This is a genomic window from Kribbella sp. NPDC051620 (assembly GCF_044453825.1).
Lineage (GTDB): Bacteria > Actinomycetota > Actinomycetes > Propionibacteriales > Kribbellaceae > Kribbella.
This window is the reverse complement of the sequence record NZ_JBITDB010000002.1, coordinates 534,103-557,716: the sequence shown is the minus strand read 5'-3', so window position 1 is coordinate 557,716 and position 23,614 is coordinate 534,103. Positions and strand designations below refer to the sequence as shown.

Annotated in this window: 16 protein-coding genes and 1 riboswitch; of the genes, 12 read left to right on the top strand and 4 right to left on the bottom strand. The window is 68.9% G+C overall.

Annotated features, from left to right (window positions below):
• The first annotated feature begins 82 nt into the window (after nucleotides 1–82).
• The 4 genes from ACIA12_RS09815 to ACIA12_RS09800 all read left to right on the top strand — a co-directional run bounded on the left by ACIA12_RS09815 (nucleotide 83) and on the right by ACIA12_RS09800 (nucleotide 6,952).
• A complete protein-coding gene (locus ACIA12_RS09815; protein ID WP_396366518.1) occupies nucleotides 83–1,606 on the top strand; it encodes an alkaline phosphatase D family protein in 1,524 nt (507 codons plus the stop codon).
• A 20-nt stretch (nucleotides 1,607–1,626) separates the two neighbouring features.
• Nucleotides 1,627–3,678 carry a prolyl oligopeptidase family protein gene (locus ACIA12_RS09810; RefSeq protein ID WP_396366517.1) on the top strand — a complete coding sequence of 684 codons (2,052 nt, stop codon included), beginning with the start codon at nucleotides 1,627–1,629 and terminating at the stop codon, nucleotides 3,676–3,678.
• A gap of 91 nt (nucleotides 3,679–3,769) precedes the next feature.
• Entirely contained in the window at nucleotides 3,770–4,747 is a 978-nt protein-coding gene (locus tag ACIA12_RS09805; RefSeq protein WP_396366516.1) for an alpha/beta hydrolase, read from the top strand.
• Between the two features lie 9 nt (nucleotides 4,748–4,756).
• Nucleotides 4,757–6,952, top strand: a complete 2,196-nt coding sequence (locus ACIA12_RS09800; protein ID WP_396366515.1) for an ATP-binding protein — start codon at nucleotides 4,757–4,759, stop codon at nucleotides 6,950–6,952.
• A 103-nt stretch (nucleotides 6,953–7,055) separates the two neighbouring features.
• On the opposite strand, the gene ACIA12_RS09795 is transcribed toward ACIA12_RS09800, so the two are convergent.
• Nucleotides 7,056–8,420, bottom strand: coding sequence for an aminotransferase class V-fold PLP-dependent enzyme (locus ACIA12_RS09795; RefSeq protein WP_396366514.1), 1,365 nt, complete (start codon nucleotides 8,418–8,420; stop codon nucleotides 7,056–7,058).
• A 16-nt stretch (nucleotides 8,421–8,436) separates the two neighbouring features.
• Nucleotides 8,437–8,551: riboswitch (SAM riboswitch) on the bottom strand.
• 163 nt (nucleotides 8,552–8,714) lie between these two features.
• On the opposite strand from ACIA12_RS09795, the gene ACIA12_RS09790 reads away from it, so the two are divergent.
• From ACIA12_RS09790 to ACIA12_RS09755, 8 genes are all read left to right on the top strand, one after another.
• On the top strand, nucleotides 8,715–9,233 hold the full coding sequence (locus ACIA12_RS09790; protein ID WP_396366513.1) for a DinB family protein: 519 nt from the start codon (nucleotides 8,715–8,717) through the stop codon (nucleotides 9,231–9,233).
• 121 nt (nucleotides 9,234–9,354) lie between these two features.
• A complete protein-coding gene (locus ACIA12_RS09785) occupies nucleotides 9,355–12,003 on the top strand; it encodes a DNA translocase FtsK 4TM domain-containing protein (protein WP_396366512.1) in 2,649 nt (882 codons plus the stop codon).
• Nucleotides 12,004–12,006: 3 nt separating this feature from the next.
• A complete protein-coding gene (locus ACIA12_RS09780; protein WP_396366511.1) occupies nucleotides 12,007–12,594 on the top strand; it encodes a hypothetical protein in 588 nt (195 codons plus the stop codon).
• Between the two features lie 95 nt (nucleotides 12,595–12,689).
• Nucleotides 12,690–13,442, top strand: a complete 753-nt coding sequence (locus tag ACIA12_RS09775) for a RodZ domain-containing protein (protein WP_396366510.1) — start codon at nucleotides 12,690–12,692, stop codon at nucleotides 13,440–13,442.
• Between the two features lie 897 nt (nucleotides 13,443–14,339).
• Nucleotides 14,340–16,076, top strand: coding sequence for a MiaB/RimO family radical SAM methylthiotransferase (locus tag ACIA12_RS09770; protein ID WP_396366509.1), 1,737 nt, complete (start codon nucleotides 14,340–14,342; stop codon nucleotides 16,074–16,076).
• Entirely contained in the window at nucleotides 16,073–16,696 is a 624-nt protein-coding gene (gene pgsA / locus ACIA12_RS09765; RefSeq protein ID WP_396366508.1) for a CDP-diacylglycerol--glycerol-3-phosphate 3-phosphatidyltransferase, read from the top strand. Before ACIA12_RS09770 ends, pgsA begins: the two co-directional genes overlap by 4 nt.
• The gene (locus ACIA12_RS09760; protein ID WP_396366507.1) at nucleotides 16,693–17,193 is read left to right on the top strand and encodes a CinA family protein; all 501 of its coding nucleotides are present in this window, start codon (nucleotides 16,693–16,695) and stop codon (nucleotides 17,191–17,193) included. The genes pgsA and ACIA12_RS09760 overlap by 4 nt, the downstream gene beginning before the upstream one ends.
• 163 nt (nucleotides 17,194–17,356) lie before the next feature.
• Nucleotides 17,357–17,647, top strand: coding sequence for a helix-turn-helix domain-containing protein (locus ACIA12_RS09755; RefSeq protein ID WP_396366506.1), 291 nt, complete (start codon nucleotides 17,357–17,359; stop codon nucleotides 17,645–17,647).
• A gap of 20 nt (nucleotides 17,648–17,667) precedes the next feature.
• Here the strand turns inward: ACIA12_RS09755 and ACIA12_RS09750 are convergent, their stop codons facing one another.
• From ACIA12_RS09750 to ACIA12_RS09740, 3 genes are all read right to left on the bottom strand, one after another.
• Nucleotides 17,668–18,087 (bottom strand): DUF4262 domain-containing protein, encoded by a 420-nt coding sequence (locus ACIA12_RS09750; RefSeq protein ID WP_396366505.1) that lies wholly within the window; start codon nucleotides 18,085–18,087, stop codon nucleotides 17,668–17,670.
• A gap of 91 nt (nucleotides 18,088–18,178) precedes the next feature.
• Nucleotides 18,179–18,964, bottom strand: coding sequence for an Fpg/Nei family DNA glycosylase (locus ACIA12_RS09745; protein ID WP_396366504.1), 786 nt, complete (start codon nucleotides 18,962–18,964; stop codon nucleotides 18,179–18,181).
• 3 nt (nucleotides 18,965–18,967) lie between these two features.
• Entirely contained in the window at nucleotides 18,968–23,602 is a 4,635-nt protein-coding gene (locus tag ACIA12_RS09740; RefSeq protein WP_396367152.1) for an ATP-dependent helicase, read from the bottom strand.
• Between the last annotated feature and the right edge of the window lie 12 nt (nucleotides 23,603–23,614).

The following is a 23,614-nucleotide window of genomic DNA, read 5'->3' as shown; positions in this document are numbered from 1 at the left end:
CCCCGGCGATACCTCGGGCAAGTTGTTACTCAGTTCGTTCCGCGGACACCGCGATGTCACTCCGGAGGAGCACCTTCGGCTCATGAACTTGAGCCGCCGCCAGCTACTGGCCGCCACTGCCGTCGCGGGTGCGACCGCCGCCGTACCGAGCGTGACCGCCGCCGCTTCCGTAGTACGCCGGGACCGTCCTGCTCTGCCATCCGGAATCATGTCGGGCGATGTCACCTCGAACTCCGCCGTCGTCTGGTCCAGGACCGATCGCCGCGCCCGGCTGACCGTCGACCTGACCAGTCATGGCCGGTTCGACCGGGCCGTGACGTTGCGCGGCCCGATCACCTCGGCCGACCAGGACTACACGGCGCAACTGCCGCTGCGTGGTCTGCGCCCGGGCCAGCGCTACGACTACCGCATCGGCTTCGAGGACGCCTACGGCCGCCGCGGCGAGACCATCGAGGGCTCCTTCAGTACGCCGGGCCGCAACCGCCCCGTGAGCTTCGTGTGGACCGGTGACACCGCCGGCCAGGGCTACGGCATCAACCCCGACATCGGCGGCATGATCGCGTACAAGGCGATGCACCAGACCCGTCCCGACTTCTTCCTGCACTCCGGCGACAACATCTACGCCGACGGCCCGATCGCGGCGTCGGTGGCGATCCCGGACGGCACCACCTGGAAGAACGTGGTGACCGAGGAGGTCAGCAAGGTCGCCGAGACGCTGGCGGAGTACCGGGGGCGGTACAAGTACAACCTGCTCGACCACAACCTCCGCGGCTTGTACGCCGACGTGCCGATCGTCAGCCAGTGGGACGACCACGAGACGCTGAACAACTGGTACCCGGGCGAGATCCTGACCGACGACCGCTACACCGAGAAGCGGGTCGACGTCCTGGCTCAGCGGTCCCGGCAGGCCTTCCTCGAGTACCTGCCGATGGTGCACACCGCCGGCCGCAACCGCATCTACCGCAAGGTGAGTTATGGCCCGCTGCTCGACGTCTTCTGCCTCGACATGCGGACGTACCGCGGCGCCAACCCGGCGCCGGGTGTCGCAGGGCCGGTCGCGATGCTGGGTGCCGAGCAGGCCGCCTGGCTGGTTCGCGAGGCCGCCGCTTCCAAGGCGACCTGGAAGGTGATCGCCAGCGACATGCCGCTGGGGCTGCTGGTGCCGGACGGTACCGAGATCGAGGCTGTCGCCAACGGGCTGGCGGGTGCGCCGGGTGGTCGCGAGCACGAGATCGCCTGGGTGCTCTCGCAGTTCAAGCGCCGGAAGGTCCGCAACACGGTCTGGCTGACCGCCGACGTGCACTACTGCGCCGCGCACCACTACGACCCGTCGCGGGCGGCCTTCACCGACTTCGACCCGTTCTGGGAGCTCGTCGCGGGTCCGGTCAACGCCGGTACCTTCGGGCCGAACGCGCTCGACCCGACCTTCGGCCCCCGGCTGGAGTTCGTCAAGGCGGCCGACTTCCCGAACCAGCCGCCGTCGGGTGGCAACCAGTTCTTCGGACACGTCTCCATTGATCCGCGGTCAGAGGTCTTCACCGCCTCGCTGCGTGACCTCTACGGCAAGGTGCTCTGGCGCAAGGACCTGCCGGCCGCCCACCACTGACGCGCAGTAAGTTGGCTCGCATGAGCTACCCAGAGAGTCGCCGTGACGAGAGTGTCGTCGACACACTGCACGGACGTGAGATCGCCGACCCGTACCGCTGGCTGGAGGACGCTGACTCCGACGAGACCAAGGACTGGGTCTCCCGTCAGAACGCTGCGACCGAGGCCGAGCTGTCGAGCTACCCCGAGCGCGCTTGGTTCCAGGAGACGATGACTGCGATCCTGGCGCGCCCGCGGGCCGGAGTACCGGTGCAGAAGTCCGGCTGGTACTTCGTCGGCCGCAACGACGGCTCCCAGGCACAGGACGTCCTCTACGTCGCCGACTCGCTGGAGGGGCTGCTGGAGGGCGGCCGGGTCATCCTCGACCCCAACAAGCTGTCCGTGGACGGCACTGACTCGCTGGGCAACTTCACCATCAGCCCGGACGGCAGGTACTTCGCCTACGGGGTCAACGAGAGTGGTAGCGACTGGACCACCTTCCGGCTCCGGGAGATCGCCACGGGTGCCGATGTGGACGACGTGGTGACCCGTGCCAAGTTCTCCCAGGCCACCTGGCTACCGGACTCGTCGGCGTACCTCTACCTCCATTACCCGGCCAGCGGCCGCAGTGAGGGGACCGAAACGCAGGCGCTCGGTGCCGGCGAGCTGAAGCTGCACAAGGTCGGTACGCCGCAGGACGACGACCAGCTGATCCTGAGCTTCCCCGACAACCCGCAGCTCTTCATCCAGCCCGAGGTCTCCGACGACGACCGCTACCTCGTGGTGACGCTTGCCGAGGGCACCGACCCGGCGTCGAGGATCTGGGTGTACCCGCTCGAGGGCAGCGTGCTTGGCGAGCCGATCAAGGTGATCGACGAGTTCCGCGACGAGAACATCTTCGTGCGGATGTCCGGCGACCGCTTGGTCCTGCAGACCGACCAGGATGCGCCCCGGGGCCGGGTGGTGACGTCGGACTTGGAGGGCAACTTCACCGACCTCATCCCCGAGGGCCAGGATGCGTTGCTGACCGTCAGCGGTACGGCGTCGGGGCTGGCCGTGGTTTCGCTGGTGGATGCGCAGCCGGTGCTTACGTTGCACGCTTTGGATGGCTCTGGCGGCCGGGTGGTGCCGGTGCCGGGCGGGGGCTTTGTGGGGTTGACTTCGTCACCGAAGTACGACGAGCTCTTCATCGGGCTCTCGTCGACCACGGATCCGACTGTCGCCTACGTGGTCTCCGCGGCGACCGGCGAGTTCCGTGCGCTGCCGTCGCTGGTGCCGGCCGGCGTCGGCTTCCTGTCGCCGGACATCACCGTCAGCCGCCGGGTCGAGCCGGGGCGGCAGGTGCCGTACTTCCTGATCAGCCGGGCCGACCTGAGCTTCGACGAGCCGCGGCCCACGCTGATGTACGGGTACGGCGGCTTCAGCATCCCGATCATGGCCGACTACCGTCCGGGCTGGCCGGCCTGGCTTGCGGCGGGCGGCGTACTGGTGATCACCAACCTGCGCGGCGGTGGGGAGTACGGGAGCTCCTGGCACGACGAGGGGCGGCTGCGGAACAAGCAGAACGTCTTCGACGACTTCATCGCGGTCGGGGAGGACCTGACCAAGACCAAGATCACCACGCCCGCCCAGCTGGCCATCCACGGGCGCAGCAACGGCGGGCTGCTCGTCGGGGCGGTGATGACTCAGCGGCCGGACCTGTTCGCGGTGGCGTTGCCCGGCGTCGGCGTGATGGACATGCTGCGCTTCCACCTCTTCACTGTGGGCGCCGCCTGGGCATCCGACTTCGGACTGCCCGATGACCCGACCCAGTTCGAGGACCTGCTGGCCTACTCGCCGCTGCACAACCTGCACGACGGTACGTCGTACCCGGCGACCCTGGTCGTCACTGGCGACCACGACGACCGGGTGGTGCCGCTGCACAGCCACAAGTTCATGGCGACGCTGCAGCACGTGCAGGCGGGGGACAAACCGGTACTGACCCGGATCGAGGTCAACACCGGCCACGGCTTCGGCAAGCCGGCAGCGATGGTCGCCTCCGAGTGGGCCGACCTACTGGCCTTCGCCGCCCACCACACGGGACTCCAGCCGTAGTTGCGCGATCGGTATTTTGACGGATGCCCGCTCACGGGGACTGGTGCTGGACTCGGGCCACCAGTCCCCACCGTGAGCAGGGAGAAGTCAGATGAGCGCAATCGAGGTCCCGGACGCCGGTACCGACCTGAGGATCGAGCGCCGGGTCCGGGAGTTCCTGACCGAGGTGAACAAGAACCCGGACCCGTACTGGTTGCTGCCGGGCGACCAGGTTCGTGGGGTGTTGCGTGGTCTGCAGGCAACCGCGCCGCCCGACCTGAGCGGGGTCGATGTCACGGAGCACGACATCACCGTCGACGGGGTGAGCGCCAAGGTCTACATCCAGCGTCCTTCGGGTGTCGACGGGCCGTTGCCGGTCATCCTGTTCCTGCACGGCGGCGTGTGGATCGCGGGCGACTTCGACAACCACCAGTCGCTGACCCGGGACCTGGTGATCGCCACCGGGTACGCGGCCGTGTTCGTCGAGTACACGCCGATCCCGGACGCGGTCTTCCCGACCCAGCTGGAAGAGGCGTTCGCTGCGCTGCAGTGGGTCGCCTCGGAGGGCGCTGCCTTGGGACTCGATGCAGCGCGGCTCGCTGTCGCCGGTAACAGCGTCGGCGGCAACCTGAGCGCAGCGCTGACGCTCTACGCGCGTGACCACGACGGTCCGTCGATCAAGGTCCAGTTGCTGCTCTACCCGGCCACCTCAGCTGAGTTGGACACGGAGTCGTACCGGGACTTCGCGGACGGACGGTTCCTGTCCCGTGACTTCATGAAGTTCGGCTGGGACATCTATGCCCCGGACGAGGCCACCAGGCACAACCCGTACGCCGCTCCGCTGCAGGCTCGGGTCGACCAGTTGCGCGGGTTGCCCCCGGCCATCATCCACACGTCCGGCAACGACCCGCTGCGCGACGAGGGGCAGGCCTACGGACACAAGCTCGACGAGGCCGGGGTGGACGTCATTTCTGTGCAATATGTCGGGCAGATCCACGACATGGCGTTGCTTACGCCGATCCGGCAACTACCTTCCACCCAGGCGGAGTACCGGCACGCGGCGGCTGACCTGAAGCACTATCTGGATTAGATTCGGAGCATGGGAACCCTGCCGGCGGAGTTGACCAGCTTCGTCGGCAGGCGCCAAGAGTTGCTGGATGTCAGGGCACTGCTCGCTACCAGCCGCCTTGTCACGCTCACCGGTCCCGGCGGGGTGGGCAAGACCCGCCTCGCGTTGCGCACCGCAGTACAGGTTCGGCGGACGTTTCCTGACGGTGTGTGGCTGGTGGAGCTTGCCGCGTTGCGTGAGCCGGCGCTGCTCGCCAGGACGGTGGGGGTAGCGCTGGGGCTGCGGGATGCCGATGAGGATCCCGTTGCGTGGTTGACCGACTACCTGAGTGATCGGTCGCTGCTGGTGGTGCTCGACAACTGTGAGCACCTCGCTGCGGCGTGTGCTGCCCTGGTGTTTGAGTTGCTGCCGGCAGCGCCGGGCATCCGGGTCCTGGCTACCAGTAGGCACGTGCTGGGTGTTGAAGGCGAGCATGTGTACGCCGTGCCGCCACTGGCCGTCGGTGAGCTCGCCTCCGATGCTGTGCGGCTGTTCGCCGATCGTGGCGCTGCTGTGTCCACTGGGTTCGTGGTCGACTCGGTGAACGGGGCTGCCGTTGCCGAGATCTGCAGGCGGCTCGACGGAATCCCGCTGGCCGTCGAGCTGGCTGCTGCTTGGTTGCGGGTCTTGTCGGTCTCCGAGCTCCTGGACCGGTTGGACGGTCTCTCGTCCAAGTCACTCAGCGCAGCGCTCGGGTGGAGCTATGACCTGTGCAGTCCTGAGGAGCAGGAGCTCTGGGCTCGGCTCTCGGTCTTTGCCGGCTTCGACCTAACCGGTGCTGAGGCGGTTGGCGGTGGGTTGGACGTTCTGGCCGGCCTGGTGGACAAGTCGATCGTGCAGCGCGAGCAGGGTCGATTCAGGCTGTTGGAGCCTGTTCGGCAGTACGGGCTTCGGCGGCTTCGGGAGGCGGGCCAGGCAGACGCGGTACAGGCTCTGCATCGGGATCACTACCTGCGGCTCGCGGCGATGTGGAGTGAGGACTGGCGTCGCAGTACGGCACAGGTTGAGGCGCAGGCCTGGTGCAGGGACGAGCATGCCAATCTCCGGGCGGCTCTGGAGTACAGCTCTAGCAGCCCTGTGGTCTTCCTGCGGTTCGTGGTCGTGCTGCACTTCGACTGGTTGTTCTGCGGTCATCCTGCCGAGGGCAAGCTCTGGCTGGAGCGAGCACTGGAACTCAACCCGGAGCCGAGCCGGGACCGGGCCGTTGCTCTTGGCATCCTGTCCTTCGCCCTCAGCCTGATGGGCGAGGCCGCGACGATCTACGCGTACGCCGCGGAGGCCGACAGCTGGGCGCGTGAGCACGACGACGCTGACATGCTCGCCCACACCGTCTTCGTGTTCGGTGCCTACTACTTCCTGACCGGCGAGATCGAGAAGGCGACACCGCTCTTCCATGAGGCGATCCGCCGGCTGGAGGCGCTGGATCAACCCAGTAGCTTCCTGCTGCAGCTCCATTCGGCTACGGCCCAGGCAGAGATCTGGCAGGGACGGCTAGCTGAGGGTATGGCACTCGCCCAGCGGGCACTAGAGCGTTGCGACGAGACGGGGGAGCAGTACGCACGTGGGGGCCTGCTCTACGCGTGCGCGCTGGCTCAATGGATGCAGGGCTCGTACGTTGAAGCGACTGCTAGGTTGATCGAGGCAGTCAGGCTTGCAGCCCTCTTCAATGACGTACTGGGCGCAGCGACCTGGCTGGAGCTGCTGTGCTGGACCACTGCAGCGATGGGCCGGGCCGAACGCGCTGCCGAGCTGCTCGGGGTCGCGCACCAGGTGTGGCCGATGGGTGGCGGGCAGCGGTTGCTCGGCTCGTTGAGGATGAGTGACGCTCACGACGCCTGTGAGCGTGAGGTGACGGATGCCTTGGGCAACGACCGGTACCGGGCGGCTTTCGGGCGTGGCGCAGCGGCGGCCGCGGCCGGCTTCGACGAGGCGATGACGTTCGTCGCCGGGCGCACGGCCGCAGTACCGGCACCGCGGCCGGTGGCCGCCGCTGCAGGATCGCTGAGTGATCGGGAGTATCAGGTGGCCGAGCTGGTGGCCCAGGGGCTGACGAACAAGGAGATCGCGCTCCGACTCGTGATCAGCAGACGGACCGCGGAATCGCATGTCGTGCACATCCTGGACAAACTCGGCTTCAGCTCGCGCAGCCAGATCGCTGCCTGGCTGGCCAACCGTCCGGACCGTTAGGCGTTTGCCGCTCACCACTAGGTCCTGCACTCGCCACGTCTGTGGTCTTCAGCCAGTCACCGAGCGGTGGAGCGGCTCAGGCGGTCGGCGAGTGCGGGGTGATTCACCAGATCTTGGGCGCGACCAGGTCGCGGGGGTCGTTGTGGGGCTGACAGCCGTGCGGCGTCTCGTCGTACTCGGTGGTCAGGCCGTTGGTGGCCAGGGCGCGTACCGCGCTGACGAGGCGGTCGACGTGCTCGCGGGTGGTACCCAATCCGAGGCTTGCGCGGACTGCGGTTGCCTCCGGCGAGTCGGCGAGCAGGTGCCCGACCAGCGGGTGCGCGCAGAACTTGCCGTCCCGTACGCCGATCCCGTACTCCGCCGAGAGCGCCGCAGACACCAGCGTCGAGCTGACCCCGTCGATGGTGAAGCAGACCGTGCCCACTCGGTCGGCGTCGGCGCCGAAGATGTCGTACGTGTTCACGCCGGCGATCTGGGCCAGGCCGGTGCGGAGCCGGGCAAGCAGGCTGCGCTCGTGCTGCTCGATCGCCTCGCGGTGCTCGGTGATCGCGGCGCACGCGGCGGCCAGTGCGATCGCGCCGATCACGTTGGGGGAGCCGCCTTCGTGCCGGGCCGGGCCCTGGTTCCAGACGGTCGTGTCGCCGGTCACTGCGGCCGTCGCGCCACCGCCGTACAGGTACGGGTCGGCCGCGTTGAGCCAGTCAGCCCGGCCGATCAGCGCGCCGGCGCCGTACGGGGCGTAGAGCTTGTGGCCCGAGAGCGCCACCCAGTCGACGTCCAGGTCCTGGATGTCGACCACGCGGTGCGGTGCGAGCTGCGCGGCGTCGAGGCAGACGCGGGCACCGTGGGCCTTGGCGACGGCGGCGATCTCCGCGATGGGGAAGATCTCGCCGGTCACGTTCGACGCGCCGGTGATGACGACCAGGCGCGGGCCCTCCGGTGCGGCGCGCAGTGCGTCGGCGACTGCGGTGACCGCTCCGGTGTGGCTGGTGGGCGCCGCGAGCCTGGTAGTGCGCTCGGCGGGCCAGGGGAGGAGGGCCGCGTGGTGCTCCGACTCGAACACGATCACGGTCGCGTCGGCCGGTACGGCGCGAGCCAGCAGGTTGAGCGCGTCGGTGGTCTGCCGGGTGAAGATCACCTGGTCGTCCTCGCGGGCACCGACGAAGCCGTGAACCTCGGCGCGAGCCCGCTCGTACCACTGGGTGGTGATGCGCGAGGCGTAGCCGTTGCCACGGTGCACCGACGCGTACGACGGGAGGGCAGCCTCGACCGCCGCTCGCACCGACTCCAGACACGGCGCGCTCGCACCGTGGTCGAAGTTCGCGTAGTCGGTCACGCGGCCGTCGGCCAGCGGGACCAGCAGGTCGCTCGCGACGGTGGCGGGGATGTTGCCGGTGGTGAGCTTGGCGAGGGCCGGCCGGGTGGTCACGGCGGCGTTGGCAGGCTCGAGGATGGAGAGGATCGACATGGTTCTGCTCCCGGGTGGTCCGCACTTGCCGAATCGGGGTATCCGAACGGCCGGGTCCTCACCCGGGGCACCCCACCGCGGTGGAGGGTTGCCGGCCAGCGAGCCGGGGCTTGACGCTGACACTCATGACCTGCCCAAGACCGTAGCCAACGATCCGGCCTTCGCGCCAGCAGCCATCTCATTGGCTGGGATACTCGAACGTATCGTGAGACGCCAGGCGTGGGTGAGTGTGCTTTTCCGGGTTGTTGCTTAATGCAATGGCTCGCGGGGTGACCGCTGGGGGAGGATGCGCGGATGACCTGGATCGCACCTGAGGTCGAGCGGCCCGAGGGCTCGCTCGTCGCGCCCGAGCAGGAGTTGCTCGCCGGCTACCTGAACTTCCACCGGACCACGCTGCTGTACAAATGCGCCGGCCTGACCGCCGAGCAACTGGCCGCCCGCCCGCTGCCACCGTCGAACCTCTCCCTGCTCGGCCTGATCCGGCACGCGACCAAGGTCGAACGAATCTGGTTCCGCATCCACTTCGCGGGCGACAATCCGGCTGCGCCCGTGTTCGATCCGGCTCTCGGCAAGGACGCGGACTTCGAACTCATCGACGCAGGCCGGGCACAGGCGGAGTACGAAGCCCTGATCGACGAATGGGCGCTTTCAGACAAGGCCGCCGAAGGCCATTCTCTGGATGAGCAGTTCACTTTCCGTGACGAGGTGTCCTCGCTCCGGATGATCTACATCCATCTGATCGGCGAGTATGCCCGCCACTGCGGCCACGCCGACCTCCTCCGCGAACATCTGGACGGCGTGACCGGCGCCTGAGGCCTGCGTTGCGGCCGCTGGGACACGCCCGGCCGCGTGGGGCTGTGACGCTACGGATGGGGCGGTGTGATCGGCGTGTGACACGTGTGACTCGAGTGGTAGTCGGGGTAGCCTGCTAGACATGGCGACCCGCACGTCTTCCCCGGCGCGGGCGCGGAAGTCGGCAGCCAGCAGCCCCGCATCGGGCCGCTCGGCGGCTGGTGGCCGCTCCCGTCCGTCAGGCGCCCAGAAGCGTGGGCAGAGCACGAAGCGCAGTGGCTCCACCGCTGCGCGCACGGCCGTGCCCAAAGCGAGCAGCGCGGGTCCGTTCGCGGCCGCCATGCTCGCCCTCGCCAGAGGGCTGGTCAAGGTCTGGATCGGGATCGCCCACGTGCTCGGCAGCATGGTCCGCGGCATCGGCCACGGCGCCCGCGACCTGGACCCGGCCCACCGCCGTGACGGCGCCGGCCTCACCCTGATCGGCCTGGCGTTCGTAGTGGCCGCCGCGATCTGGTGGGACATGCCCGGCGCGGTCGGCAAGGGCATCCGGGTGGCAGTCGGCGGCAGTGTCGGCATGCTCGGCTGGGCCGTACCGCTGATGCTCCTGTTCATCGCCCTGCGCACCATGCGTCACCCGGACCGCAACGGCCCGGCCGGACGCCAGGTGATCGGCTGGACGGCCGTCTCCCTCGGAGTACTGGGTCTGGTTCACATCGCCAACGGGCTGCCGCGTCCCGGCAACCCGTCCGACGGCCGGCTGCAGGACGCCGGGGGAGCGATCGGGTACGTCGTCTCCTCGCTCCTGTCCGACCTGCTCACCCAGTACGTCGCAGCGCCGCTACTCGTCCTGCTCGCCCTCTTCGGCGCCCTCGTAGTCACCGGTACTCCGATCTACGCGATCCCGTTGCGGGTGCGTGCCGCATTCGACGTACTGCTCGGACGTACTGAGCTCCCGGCCGACGCGCCGTCCGTGGCCGCGGCTGCTGACGACACCGTCCGTCTGACTCGCAAGGAGCGGCGCGCGAAGGCCGCCCTGGACGACGACGGCGAGCCGACCGTCAAGCCGTACGACTCGCCGGTGCTCGAAGGCCGCGAGATCAACAAGCGCGGCCGCAAGAAGGCTCCGATCGATCCGGAGGAGGAGCCGTACGACGTCGACGCGGACGGCGCCGCCGCGGCCGCGGCCGGTGCTCCGCCGATCTACGGTGCCGTCGCGGGTGCGATGAAGGCCGGCTCCAAGAAGGACCTGGAGCCCGAACCGGCTCCGGAGCCGCCGCCGCACACGCCGTTGCCGCAACGGGTCGAGCAACTCAGCCTCTCCGGCGACATCACCTACACGCTGCCCGACGGGCAGATCCTCAAGCCCGGCTCGGTCCACAAGGCCCGGACGAAGGCGTCGGACGCGGTGGTCGGCAAGCTCACCGAGGTGTTCGACCAGTTCGGCATCGACGCCCAGGTGACCGGCTACACCCGTGGCCCGACGGTCACCCGGTACGAGGTGGAGCTCGGCTCCGCGGTCAAGGTCGAGAAGGTCACCGCGCTGTCGAAGAACATCGCGTATGCCGTGGCCTCGGCCGACGTCCGGATCCTGTCGCCGATCCCGGGCAAGTCCGCGATCGGCATCGAGATCCCGAACGTGGACAAGGAGATCGTCAGCCTCGGCGACGTGATCCGGTCCGCGACCGCGCGCAACGACCACCACCCGATGGTCGCCGGGCTCGGCAAGGACGTCGAGGGCGGCTTCGTCGTGGCCAACATGGCGAAGATGCCGCACCTGCTGGTCGCGGGTGCGACCGGCTCGGGCAAGTCGTCGTTCGTCAACTCGCTGATCACCTCGGTGCTGATGCGGTCGACGCCGGACGAGGTCCGGATGGTGCTGGTCGACCCCAAGCGGGTCGAGCTGAACAACTACGAGGGCATCCCGCACCTGATCACGCCGATCATCACCAGCGCGAAGAAGGCGGCCGAGGCGCTGCAGTGGGTCGTCCGCGAGATGGACATGCGCTACGACGACCTGGCGGCCTTCGGGTTCCGGCACGTCGACGACTTCAACAAGGCGGTCCGCGGCGGCAAGATCAAGCCGCCGCCGGGCAGCGAGCGCGTCCTCACGCCGTACCCGTACCTGCTGGTGATCGTCGACGAGCTCGCCGACCTGATGATGGTCGCGCCGCGCGACGTCGAGGACTCGATCGTCCGGATCACCCAGCTGGCCCGGGCCGCCGGTATCCACCTGGTGCTGGCCACCCAGCGTCCTTCGGTCGACGTCGTAACCGGTCTGATCAAGGCCAACGTGCCGTCCCGGCTGGCCTTCGCGACCTCGTCGCTGGCCGACAGCCGGGTCATCCTCGACCAGCCCGGCGCGGAGAAGCTGGTCGGCCAGGGTGACGGCCTGTTCCTGCCGATGGGCGCGAGCAAGCCGATGCGGATCCAGGGCGCCTGGGTCACCGAGAACGAGATCCGGGCGGTCGTCGAGCACTGCAAGGAGCAGCTGCAACCGACGTACCGCGAGGATCTGATCGCGCCGGCCGGACCGAGCAAGGACCTCGACGACGAGATCGGCGACGACCTCGACCTGGTCGTCCAGGCGGCCGAGCTGATCGTGTCGACCCAGTTCGGCTCGACGTCGATGCTGCAACGTAAGCTCCGGGTCGGTTTCGCCAAGGCGGGCCGGCTGATGGACATCCTGGAGAGCCGGGGTGTGGTCGGGCCGAGCGAGGGTTCGAAGGCCCGCGACGTACTGGTGAAACCGGACGACCTAGAGGACTTCGTCGCCACATTGCGAGGAGAGTGACCCGTGACCGCCCACACCGCGATGCCCCGGTCTGAGCAGCACGCAGTCGACATCGACCAGGCCACCCACGAGTTCACCGTCAAGGCCTCCCAGCCGGTGCACGGCGCGCTGGCCGTCGGCGCCGCGCTGGTCGCGATCGGTTTCGCGACCTCGGGGTCGACAAGCCCGACCGGCGTACTGCGCTGGATCGCCGCGGCGGCCTTCGCCGTACTAGCGGTGATCTGCGCCCGGGCGCTGACCGTCGGGGCGATGCTGGTCGCCGACGAGGTCGGTATCCGGTTGCGGATCCGCAACGAATGGATAGGCACCCGGTGGGAGGAGATCGAGGAGGTCACCGTGCTGAAGCGGCGGCATCTGCTCGACGACGGCCGGATCGCGGTCCACCTGCTCGATCCCGGACCGGTGCTCAGCGAGATGCCGGCCGCGACTCGCAAGGTCACCGACGCCAACCGGCGGCTGACCGGTACTTCGCTCGCGGTACCGTTCGGGTTGACGGCCAAGCCGTCCAACGGGGAAGCGTCCACCAAAGACGTGGTACAGGCTCTGCACATGCTGGCGGACACCAGGTGTCCGGTCAGGGAACAAGTCTGAGCCTCGCGTGAACCCGTCGAGCCCAGGGCGTTGACTGTTGTGACGTCGGCGTACTGGCAGCCAACTTCGTAGACGGTGGAGAGAGGTGGTGGGGCGTGAGCATCGGCAGCGAGCTCACGGCGGCCCGCGAACGGGCGGACATGACGATCGAGCAGCTGAGTACGTCGACCCGGATCAGATCCGGGCTGCTCGTCGCCATGGAGGCCGACGACTTCTCCCGCTGCGGCGGCAACTTCTACGCCCGCGGTCACATCCGGGCGATCGCCCGGGTGGTGAAGGCGGATCCGGAAGCCCTGCTGGCGAAGTTCGACGAGTCGCACCCGGCGCCGCAGCCGGACCGCGTCCGTCGCGAGGAACGCGCCAGCGACAAGCGCCCGACCCTGCACTCCGCGCGCCCGCGCTGGGGCCTGGTCCTGGGCGCGATCCTGGTCGGCCTGATGGGCTGGGGCATCATGCGCCTGTTCACCCTCCCCAACGACGTAGAGGCCAACGCGTCGAAAACCACGCCAACCCCCGCCGTCACCACCCCCGCCCCCAAGCCTTCCGCCAAGCCGTCGGCGAAACCGACCACCCCCGCGAAGCCGCCGGCCCCCTTCCGCACCAAGCTCTCCCTCACCGCCCGAGGCGACGGCTCCTACGTCACCATCCGCAACTCCAAGGGCCTCAAACTCTTCCAGGGCGTCCTCGGCCCCGGCTCCACCCAAACCATCAACTACGCCGGCGAAATCCGGGTAACCCTGGAAAGCGGCGCCAACATCACCGTCTACATCAACGGCACCAAGGTCACCCCACCCGCCAAACGCTTCACAATCCTCCCCACCGGCAAACTAGCCACCCCCAACGACTAACCACCCCAACCCGCTTCCCAAGCCCACCCACCCCGAAGGCCACCCACCCCGAGGCTCTGCCACCTCCGAGGCCCCACCACCGCCGGGCTCGCGTCCTCCCGAGGCCCCACCACCGCCGGGCTCGCGTCCTTCCGAGGCCCAGCCACCTCCTCTCGAGGCAGAGCCAGCCCTGCCGCCCCGCGCTCAGGCGGCCCACCACCACCGGCGGCGATGGATTCAGCGGCAACGCCGCGAAACCGACCAACCGCCCAACCCTGCGGCCCCGGAGAACCGGCCACCTTCCGAGCACCGGCGGCGTCCGACTGCCAACTCACGTGCTGACTCTTGCGCCCGTGGGTCCACGCCGGCGGCATCGAGCCAGCCGCCGGCCGGTGAGGCCAGCCCCGGAGCTCGGGCACCGGTTTCAGACCCAGCTCCTGTACCGGGCCGAGCCCTGGCCACCGGTCTGAGACCCAGTCCGAGCGCTGGGCCGAGCGCTGGCCACCGGTTTCAGACCTAGTTCCTGTACCGGGAAGGGCGCTGGCCACCGGTCTGAGATTCAGTTCGAGCGCTGGGCCGAGCGCTGGTCACCGGTTTGAGACCCAGTTCGTGTGCCGGGGTTGAGCTCCAGCCACCTAGCCCCAGACCCAGCCGCTGGAGCCAGCCGGGGCGTCAGCGTCGGGGCTGGGATTGGGGCCTGGTGTCTGTGGCCAGCGTTGGTACTCGGCGGCGGGTCCTCTGGACACGGCCCTTGAGGCGTTCGGGTGGTGGGGATGAGCATTGGGTTGGGTGTCTTGGGGAGGTGGGGAGCTGGAGTTCTGTCGATTGGGTCGTCGGCGGCTGCGGGTGGCGGAGTGTGGGTTGGGGTGGGTGGTGTTGATTTCGGTGGGGTCGGGTGAGGGGTCATACTCGTGGGTGATGACTACGACTCCCACCACCGTCGCCCTGGTCACGCTGGGCTGTGCTCGCAATGATGTCGACTCCGAGGAGCTGGCCGGCCGGCTCGAGGCCGGTGGCTTCCGGCTCGTCGAGGATGCTGCCGAGGCGGACACCGTGGTGGTCAACACCTGCGGATTCGTCGAGGCGGCCAAGAAGGACTCGGTCGACACCTTGCTCGCCGCCTCCGACTACAAGGAGTCCGGCCGCACCCAAGCAGTTGTCGCAGTCGGCTGCCTGGCCGAGCGCTACGGCGAGCAGTTGGCCGAAGCACTCCCGGAGACTGACGCTGTCCTCGGCTTCGACGACTACGCGGACATCTCCGAGAAACTCCGCTCGATCCTCGCCGGGACCAAGCACCAGTCGCACGTCCCCCGCGACCGCCGCAAACTCCTCCCGCTGGCCCCGGCCGACCGCGCCACCGCCCAAGGCGTAGCGGTCCCAGGCCACGGCGACACCGCCACTCAGAATCCGACCGGCGACGCCTCTGCCTCAACGCAGGCTCTGAACGGCGACACCGCAGTCGGTGCGACGCAGCGGTCGAACGGCGATATGAGGGCCGGTGCGACGCGGGCCGCGAACGGCGGTATCAAGGCCAGCGCTCAGCAGATCCTGAACGGTGACGCTGTGACGGCGGGCGACGAGGCCCAGGGGCAGCAGGGCCTCAAGGGTCGGACGGTCGAGGCCTCGGATCCGAGCAAGCTGACGATCGACGCTCCGGACCTTGCTTCCGCGCCTGCTAGTGGGCCTCGGATTGTTCGGCGTCGGCTGGATGGCGGGCCGATGGCTCCGTTGAAGCTGGCTTCCGGTTGCGACCGCCGGTGCGCGTTCTGTGCGATCCCCGCCTTCCGTGGTGCGTTCGTTTCCCGGCGCCCGACCGAGGTGCTCGGCGAGGCACACTGGCTTGCTGAGAATGGCGTACGCGAGGTCTTCCTGGTCTCCGAGAACTCCACCTCGTACGGCAAGGACCTCGGCGACCTCCGCCTGCTCGAGACCTTGGTCGCAGAGATCGCTGAGGTACCAGGCCTGACCCGCGTCCGCGTCTCGTACCTGCAGCCCGCCGAGATGCGCCCGACCCTGATCACCGCGATGGCCTCGACCCCCGGGGTCGTCCCGTACTTCGATCTCTCCTTCCAGCACGCATCCGGCCCGCTGCTGCGCCGGATGCGTCGCTTCGGCGACTCCGAGCGCTTCCTCGAGCTGATCGCCCAGGTCCGCGCGCAGGCGCCCACGGCCGGCATCCGGAGCAACGTCATCGTCGGCTTCCCGGGTGAAACCGAGGAGGACGTGGACATTCTCTGCGACTTCCTTTCCCGCGCCGGCCTCGACGCGATCGGGGTGTTCGGCTACTCGGACGAGGACGGCACCGAGGCGGAGACGTACGACGGCAAGCTCGACGAGGACACCATCGCGGCCCGGCTGGACCGCGTCACCCGGCTCGCCGAGGACCTGACCTCGGCCCGCGCCGAGGCCCGGATCGGCGAGACCGTCGAGATCCTGGTCGAGTCGATCGATGGCGACACCGCCGAGGGCCGCGCCGCCCACCAAGGCCCGGAGGTCGACGGCTCGACGACGCTCACCGGTTTCCCGGCGGACCTCGCGATCGGCGATCTGGTGACCGCTGAGGTGGTCGGGACCGAAGGCGTCGACCTGATCGCCGCCTTCGGCGCGCAGGTACGCACCCGAGAGGGCGTTCCGGCAGCTAACCTGACCGCGTGACGATCCCGCCGACGAACCCGGTACCGCGCGCGGCCGCCGGCCAGCTCAGCGCGCCCAGCGCCTGGAACGTGGCGAACGCGCTGACCGTCCTGCGGCTCGTCCTGGTGCCACTGTTCGTCTGGCTGCTGCTCCGCGACGCCGGCGCGAGCGACGGCAACCGGCTGCTCGCCACCGCGGCCTTCGTGGTCGCGATCGTCACCGACCGGTTCGACGGCGACATCGCGCGCCGGTGGAACATGGTCACCAACTTCGGCAAGATCGCCGACCCGATCGCCGACAAGGCACTCACCGGGGCAGCGTTCATCGGCCTTTCGATCCTCGGCGACCTGCCCTGGTGGGTCACCATCGTCGTGATGGTTCGCGAATGGGGTGTCACCGCCCTCCGGTTCTGGGTGATCCGGCACGGCGTGATGCCGGCCAGCCGCGGCGGCAAGCTGAAGACGGTCCTGCAGGCGATCGCGCTCGGCCTCTACCTCCTTCCCTGGCACTCGGTCGCTGCCGTGCACTGGACCGCGGTCGTCTTCATGGCTGCCGCCGTCATCGTCACGATCGTCACCGGCCTCGACTACGTCGGTCGCGCCCTCCGCCTCCGGGCCGCCGCGAAACGCCCGCTCCCGTGACCGCGAACGAAGCCGGCTCCCAGGAGGTGTTGCTGGGCCTGGTTGCGCGGTTGAAGGAGCGCGGGGAGACCCTCGCGACGGCGGAGTCGCTGACCGGCGGCCTGGTCGGCGCAGCGCTGACGGAGGTGCCGGGCGTGTCAGCGGTCTATCGAGGCGGAGTCGTCGTGTATGCAACCGATCTGAAGGCCAGCCTGGCCGGTGTCCCAGCGGAGCTCCTGGCCGATGTGGGCCCGGTTCATCCGGACACGGCGGCTGCCCTGGCCACGGGTGTGCGCGAGCGCCTCGGGGCCACCTACGGCCTAGCCACAACTGGTGTGGCCGGCCCGGACCCACAAGCGGGTATCGAGGCCGGCACCGTCTACGTGGCGGCTGCGGGCCCAGGCACCGTACGGGTCCGGAAGCTGGCTCTGAGCGGTGACCGGGCTGCTGTTCGGCAGGGGAGCGTGCAGGCAGTTCTCGAACTCGCTGCCGAGTTGGTGGCGGAAGAACTGGCTTGATCGGGGTGTTGAGACCACCATGGGAACAGGTAGGGCAGACTGGCACGGCGCACCGAAGCTGGACATTGCGAGGAGTAGTGACCCGGCAACGGGTACCGTTGGTCCCCACGGTCGAGCTACGGTGCGAGTAGGTTCGGTCCGACAGGCGGAAGGGAGAAACCTCATGGTGCTGGTTCGTGGCCTCCTGGGCGACGTCCTGCGGCGCAAGCGGCTGCGCCAGGGGCGCACTCTGCGCGAGGTGTCCGCTGATGCTCGGGTCAGCCTGGGCTACCTCTCCGAGGTCGAGCGTGGCCAGAAGGAGGCATCGAGCGAGCTGCTCGCTGCCATCTGCATGGCACTGGAAGTACCGCTGTCGACGATCTTCGCCGAGGTGAGCGAGGACTTGGCCCGCGAAGAGGCCCTCGTACTGGCGCATCCGGCCATCGAGCCTGAGGTCGTTGCCTCCGCTGCCTGACCCTGGCAGCTCACGGACGTTCATCGTCCGCTCTCCAACCACGGCGTCCTGGTCGGCCAGACCAGCTGCAGTGCCTCGATGGGTGGTTCTCCGGGCTGTCTGAACATCGTGTTCGCCGTGTAGAGGTGTGTGGTCGAGTCAGGCACCCGGAGCAGTCGCGGCTGCAGCAGATCGCTGAGCCCGTCACCTTCGTCGAAGCGACGTCCGGACAACACCGCCTCCGCGAGCGGCTCGAACTCGCGCCCGACGTAGTCCGGATGGCAGTTGAAGGTGACGAACTCCGGGTGCCCGTGCAGGCTCATCCCGAGGGTGTAGGCGAAGGCGGGATTGCGGTCGTCCACGCCCTCGATGAACTGCACCGTCCAGCCGTGCTTGCGGATGTTGCTCCGCAGTCGCTGCTCGTACTCCGGATTCGTGATGCCGCCGCAGATGTCGCACATGAAGGTCTCCTCTCGGATTCGAACAAATGTTCGACTCGTCAGGGAAGGTATCCGGTTGCCCGCCGGGTCGGCGGTTCATCCACAGGCGATTTCAGGGTTCGGGCTGGCAGGTTGGGCACCAGTAGCTGACCCGCTCCCGGGGCGGTTCGCCGATCGGCGCCGTCCGGATCGTCGTCCGGCACCGCCGGCACGGTTTGCCAGGCCGCTCGAACACGTAGGTCCGCTGGCCGGGCCGGTCCACGCCCGTCGTCACCTGGGCCCCATGCCGCAGATTCGCCTTCATCAGCCGCCGACTGAGGTCGACTGCCGCTGCCAGGTCGACCGACTCCACCGTCCGCCACGGATGAAGACCGAGCAGGAAGCAGACCTCGGTCCGATAGAAGTTGCCGATCCCGGCCAGATTCCGCTGGTCCAGCAGCGCCTCGCTGATCGTCCGCTCCGGCTGAGCAGCGAGGTTGGTCAGCGCCAGCTCCCGATCGAAGTCAGGCGAGAGCAGATCCGGCCCCAGGTGACCCACGACGGTGTCTTCCTGATCGGTCGCGAGCAGATCCAGCACCGGCAGCCGGTAACCCACCGCAGTCCAGTCAGCGGTCCTCAGCACCGCCCGCACTTGATGATCCGGACCGCCCTTCCATGACTCGCCCGGCCGGTACAGGTGCCAGCTGCCGTCCATCCGGAAGTGACTGTGGATTGTCAGCCCGCCGGACAGTCGCATCAGCAGATGCTTGCCCTTCGCAACGACTTCGAGCATGGTCCGCCCGCTGAGGTCCGTTGTAGCAAGCGTCGGCACCCGGAAATCCGTCTCGGTCAGTTCCTGCCCACCCAGCGCCTGATCGAGTCGCTTGCATGCGCGCCAGACGGTGTCTCCCTCAGGCATGGCTCAGGCCCGAAGCCGCAAACCGCGCGGAGTCGCATGGAAGCCGGCCTTGGCCAGCGCATCCCCGAACGCCGTATGCCGCACCTGCTCGCCATCGGCCGTCTCCACGCTGAGCTTGCCCAGGTGCCCGTCCCTGATTGCCAGCGCTAGCGCATCCACCGCTGGTTGCAGCAGCTCCGGATCCTCGGTGAAGCTCAGTACGGTCCGGCCGCCGCGTTCGACGTACACGATCAGCCGGCCGTCGACGAGCATCACGAGCGCGCCGGCCTTCCGCCCCGGTCGATGCCCGCCCGCGTTCTCTCGCTCGGGCCAAGGCAGAGCGGCGCCGTACGGATTGGCGGGATCAGAAGCAGCCAGTACTACGGCACGCGCAGCCGGCTCCTCCTTCGCCCGACCGCCGGCCCCCGACCGAACAGACCCCGACCCACCAGACCCCGCGCCCCCAGACCCCAACCCTCCCGTCGGCAACTCGGCCATCGCCCGCAACCGGTCGACCGCCCCCGGCAAGGCGAACTGCGCAGCCCCCAGCCCCGCGACGAAGTACCCACGCCGGCACCGTCCAGACTCCTCGAACGCGCTCAACACCTTGTACACCGCCGCGAACCCGCCCGGCGTCCGCTCGGTGATGACCGATCCGCGCGTGACGATCCCATAGCGATCAAGCAACGTCTCCGCCGCCGCATGTGCCCGCCTGGTCGCATCCTCATTGCGCTCAGGCAGCAACGACCAGCGCCCGCCTGCTGTGGGCGGACCGCTCCGCGCAGGCATCGCCGGACGCCCCGGCCGCAAGGGACGCCCGGGTCGCGCGCGCGGCGTAGGACGACGGGTGCGGTGGGTGCCCCTGCCGCCGCCGACCAATGACCGGACCGGTGCCAAGGTGTCGTTGGTCAGATGCCCGGCCCAGACGAGATCCCACAGGATGCCGACCATGGTCTCGTCGTCGACCACTCCAGCCGTCGAGCCGACGACATCACTGAGTTGCCGGAAGAAGAACGCGCCGCCGCCGGCCAACGCGTCCAGCACGGCTTGATGGGTTTCGCCGATCTCGAAGGACGGATCCGGATCGGGCAGCGTGAGGTCGCAGTTGTCCGCGAGGTGCAACGAGACCCAGCCGTCCGTACCAGGCAGTGAACCGGAACCCGCCCACACCACTTCACCAGTCGCTGTCAGCTCGTCCAGCATCGACGGCTGGTACCCAGGCACCCGCGACGGCAGCACAATCGACTCCAGCGCCGACGCAGGGACCGCGCATCCAGCCAACTGCTCGACAGCACCCAGCAGTACGTCATACCCACGACCGCGACTGCTGGTGATGCCTTGCCAGGCAGGCAGGAATCGCGCGAGCGCGGCCGGGTCGACCGGCTCGACCTCCTTGCGCAGAGCGGCGAGCGAGCGGCGACGGAGCAGTCGCAGAACCTCACTGTCACACCACTCCATCGCGATCCCACCGGGCAGGAACTCACCCTCGACCACCCGTCCGGCCGCTGCGAGCCGGCGCAGGGTGTCGGACACGACAGCGACGCCGATGCCGAAGTGTGTCGCCAGATCGATGGCGCGGAATGGCCCGTGGGTGCGGGCATAGCGCGACACCAGATCGCCCATCGGGTCGGCGACGGACTCTGCATGGGCTTCGGCGATTCCAGGCGGCAGTGGTACGCCGAGGGCATCACGCAACCGAGCGACGTCCTCGACCACGGCCCATCGGTGCTCGCCCGCGATCCGCACCCGGACCACCCGGCGGGCGGCGGCGAGCTCGGTCAGCCAGGCTTCGGCGTCCGAGCCGTCGACGCATCGTTGCGACGCTTCGGACAACGACAGCGGTCCGATCAGGCGCAGTACGTCGAAGAGACCCTCGCCATCGCGAGCACGGCGGTCCTCGGCGAGGCGTTGCAGCTCGGCTTCGGTGCGAAGTACCACCTCGGCGTCGAGTAGCTCGCGCAGCTCGGTGCGGCCGAGCAGCTCGGCGAGCAGGCTTTGGTCGAGTGCCAGCGCCGCGGCACGCTTCTCGGCGAGCGGGGTGTCGCCCTCGTACATGAAGGCGCCCACGTACCCGAACAGCAGCGACTTCGCGAACGGCGACGCCTCGGGCGTCTCCACCTCGACCACCGAGATCCGCCGCTCGCTGATGCCGGTCAGCAGGTCCTTCAGCGCATCCAGGTCGTAGACGTCCTGCAGCACCTCACGCAGTGTCTCCAGCACGATCGGGAACGAGCCGTATTTGCTGGCCACGCTCAACAACTGGGCCGACCTCTGCCGTTGCTGCCACAGAGGTGACCGCTTGCCAGGGTTGCGCCGGGGGAGCAGCAACGCCCGCGCGGCACACTCACGGAAGCGGGCAGCGAACAGCGCCGAGCCGCCCACTTCGGCGGTGACCAGATCCTCGATCTCGGCCGCGTCGAACAGCACCAGGTCGGCGCCCGGCGGCGGCTCGTCCGTCTCCGGCAGGCGCAGCACGATGCCGTCGTCGCCGGAGACCGACTGCGCGTCCATGCCGTACCGCTCGCGGAGCCGAGCGGCGATCGCCAGCGCCCAGGGACCGTGGACCTGACCTCCGTACGGCGAATGGATGCAGACCCGCCAGTCGCCCAGCTCATCCCGGAACCGCTCGACCAAGATCGTGATGTCGTCGGGCACCCGGCTGGTCGCTTCGCGCTGCTCACCGAGGTAAGCGACCAGGTTGTTCGCCGCGTACTCGTCGAGGCCGGCGTCGCGCGCCCGCTTGACCGCCTTCGCAGGCGGCAGCGCGGCCATGGTCCGGACGAAGGCGCCCGTCGCGGCTCCGAGCTCGGCTGGGCGACCGACCGCATCGCCCTTCCAGAACGGCAGTCGCCCCGGTTGGCCTGGAGCGGGAGAGACCAGGACCCGGTCATGGGTGATGTCCTCGATCCGCCAGCTCGATGCCCCCAGCGTGAAGACGTCACCGACGCGGGATTCGTAGACCATCTCCTCGTCGAGTTCGCCGACGCGGTGGTTGGTCGACTCGCCCACCAGGAAGACGCCGAACAGCCCGCGATCCGGGATCGTGCCGCCGCTGGTCACCACGAGCCGTTGCGCACCGGGCCGGCCGGAGATCTCGCCGCTGACCCGGTCGAACACGATCCGCGGCCGCAACTCGGCGAACTCGTCCGACGGGTACCGCCCGGACAGCATGTCCAGCACACCGTCGTAGGCCGAGCGTGGCAAGGACGCGAACGGGGCGCAGCGGCGTACAAGGGAGTAGAGCTCGTCCACGTCGATCGTGTCGAGGGCGACGATCGAGACGATCTGCTGGGCCAGCACGTCCAGCGGATTGGCCGGGATGTGCAGGCTCTCGATCAGGCCGTCGCGCATCCGCTGGACCACCACGGCCGTGTCGACCAGGTCGCCGCGGAACTTCGGGAACAGCACACCACGGGAGACCGCACCGACCTGGTGACCGGCGCGGCCGACTCGCTGCAGCCCGCTCGCGACCGATGGCGGCGCCTCGACCTGGATGACCAGATCGACCGCGCCCATGTCGATGCCGAGCTCCAGACTGCTGGTCGCGACCACGCAGGGCAGCCGGCCCGACTTCAGATCGGCCTCGATCAGAGCTCGCTGCTCCTTGCTGACCGAGCCGTGGTGCGCGCGGGCGATCAGCGGAGGAGCGGCCAGCGACGCGCCGGACTGAGCCATCAGCTGGGCAGGCGACCCGGCCTCGGGCAGCTCGAGTTCGGCCCGCTCGGCGGCGATCTCGTTGAGCCGGGCGGTCAGCCGCTCGGCCAATCGCCGGGAGTTCGAGAAGACGATGGTGGACCGATGCGCCGAGATCAGGTCGAAGACGTGCTCCTCGACATGCGGCCAGATCGACGCGTGCTGCGGCGGCCCGGCGGCCGATCCGGAGGTCTCGATCTCGGTCTTGGCCAGCTCGGCCATGTCCTCGACCGGCACGACGACGCTCAGGTCCCACTGCTTGGTGAACTTCGGCTGCACCACCTTCACCGGCCGCTCGCCGCCGAGGAAACGCGCGACCTCCTCGACCGGTCGCACCGTCGCTGACAGGCCGATCCGCTGGGCCGGCTTGGGCAGCAACGCGTCCAGCCGCTCGAGGGTGAGCGCGAGATGCGCGCCACGTTTCGTACCGGCGACCGCGTGCACCTCGTCGACGATGATCGTCTCGACCCCGCGCAGCGACTCCCGCGCCTGCGAGGTGAGCAGCAGGAACAGCGACTCGGGCGTGGTGATCAGCACGTCGGCAGGCTTGGTGGCGAACCGCCGGCGCTCGTTGGCCGGCGTATCGCCCGAACGAACCGCCACCTCGACGTCGATCGGCGCCTCGCCCAGCCGCCGGGCGGTCTCCCGGATCCCGATCAGCGGCGCTCGCAGGTTGCGCTCGACGTCGACCGCCAGCGCCTTCAGTGGTGACACGTAGAGCACCCGGCAGCGCAGCTTCGGATCGTCCGGCGGTGGGGTCGTGGCCAGCCGGTCGAGCGCCCAGAGGAAGGCCGCCAGCGTCTTGCCTGAACCCGTCGGGGCGACCACCAGCGCGTCCCGGCCCGCGGTGATCGCGTCCCACGCCTCGAGCTGGGCCGGGGTGGCCGCTTCGAAGACGTCGCCGAACCACGCCCGGGTCGCGGGCGAGAATCGGCTCAACGCGCTGGATTTCTGCACGTTGCCCATCTTGCCTGGCCG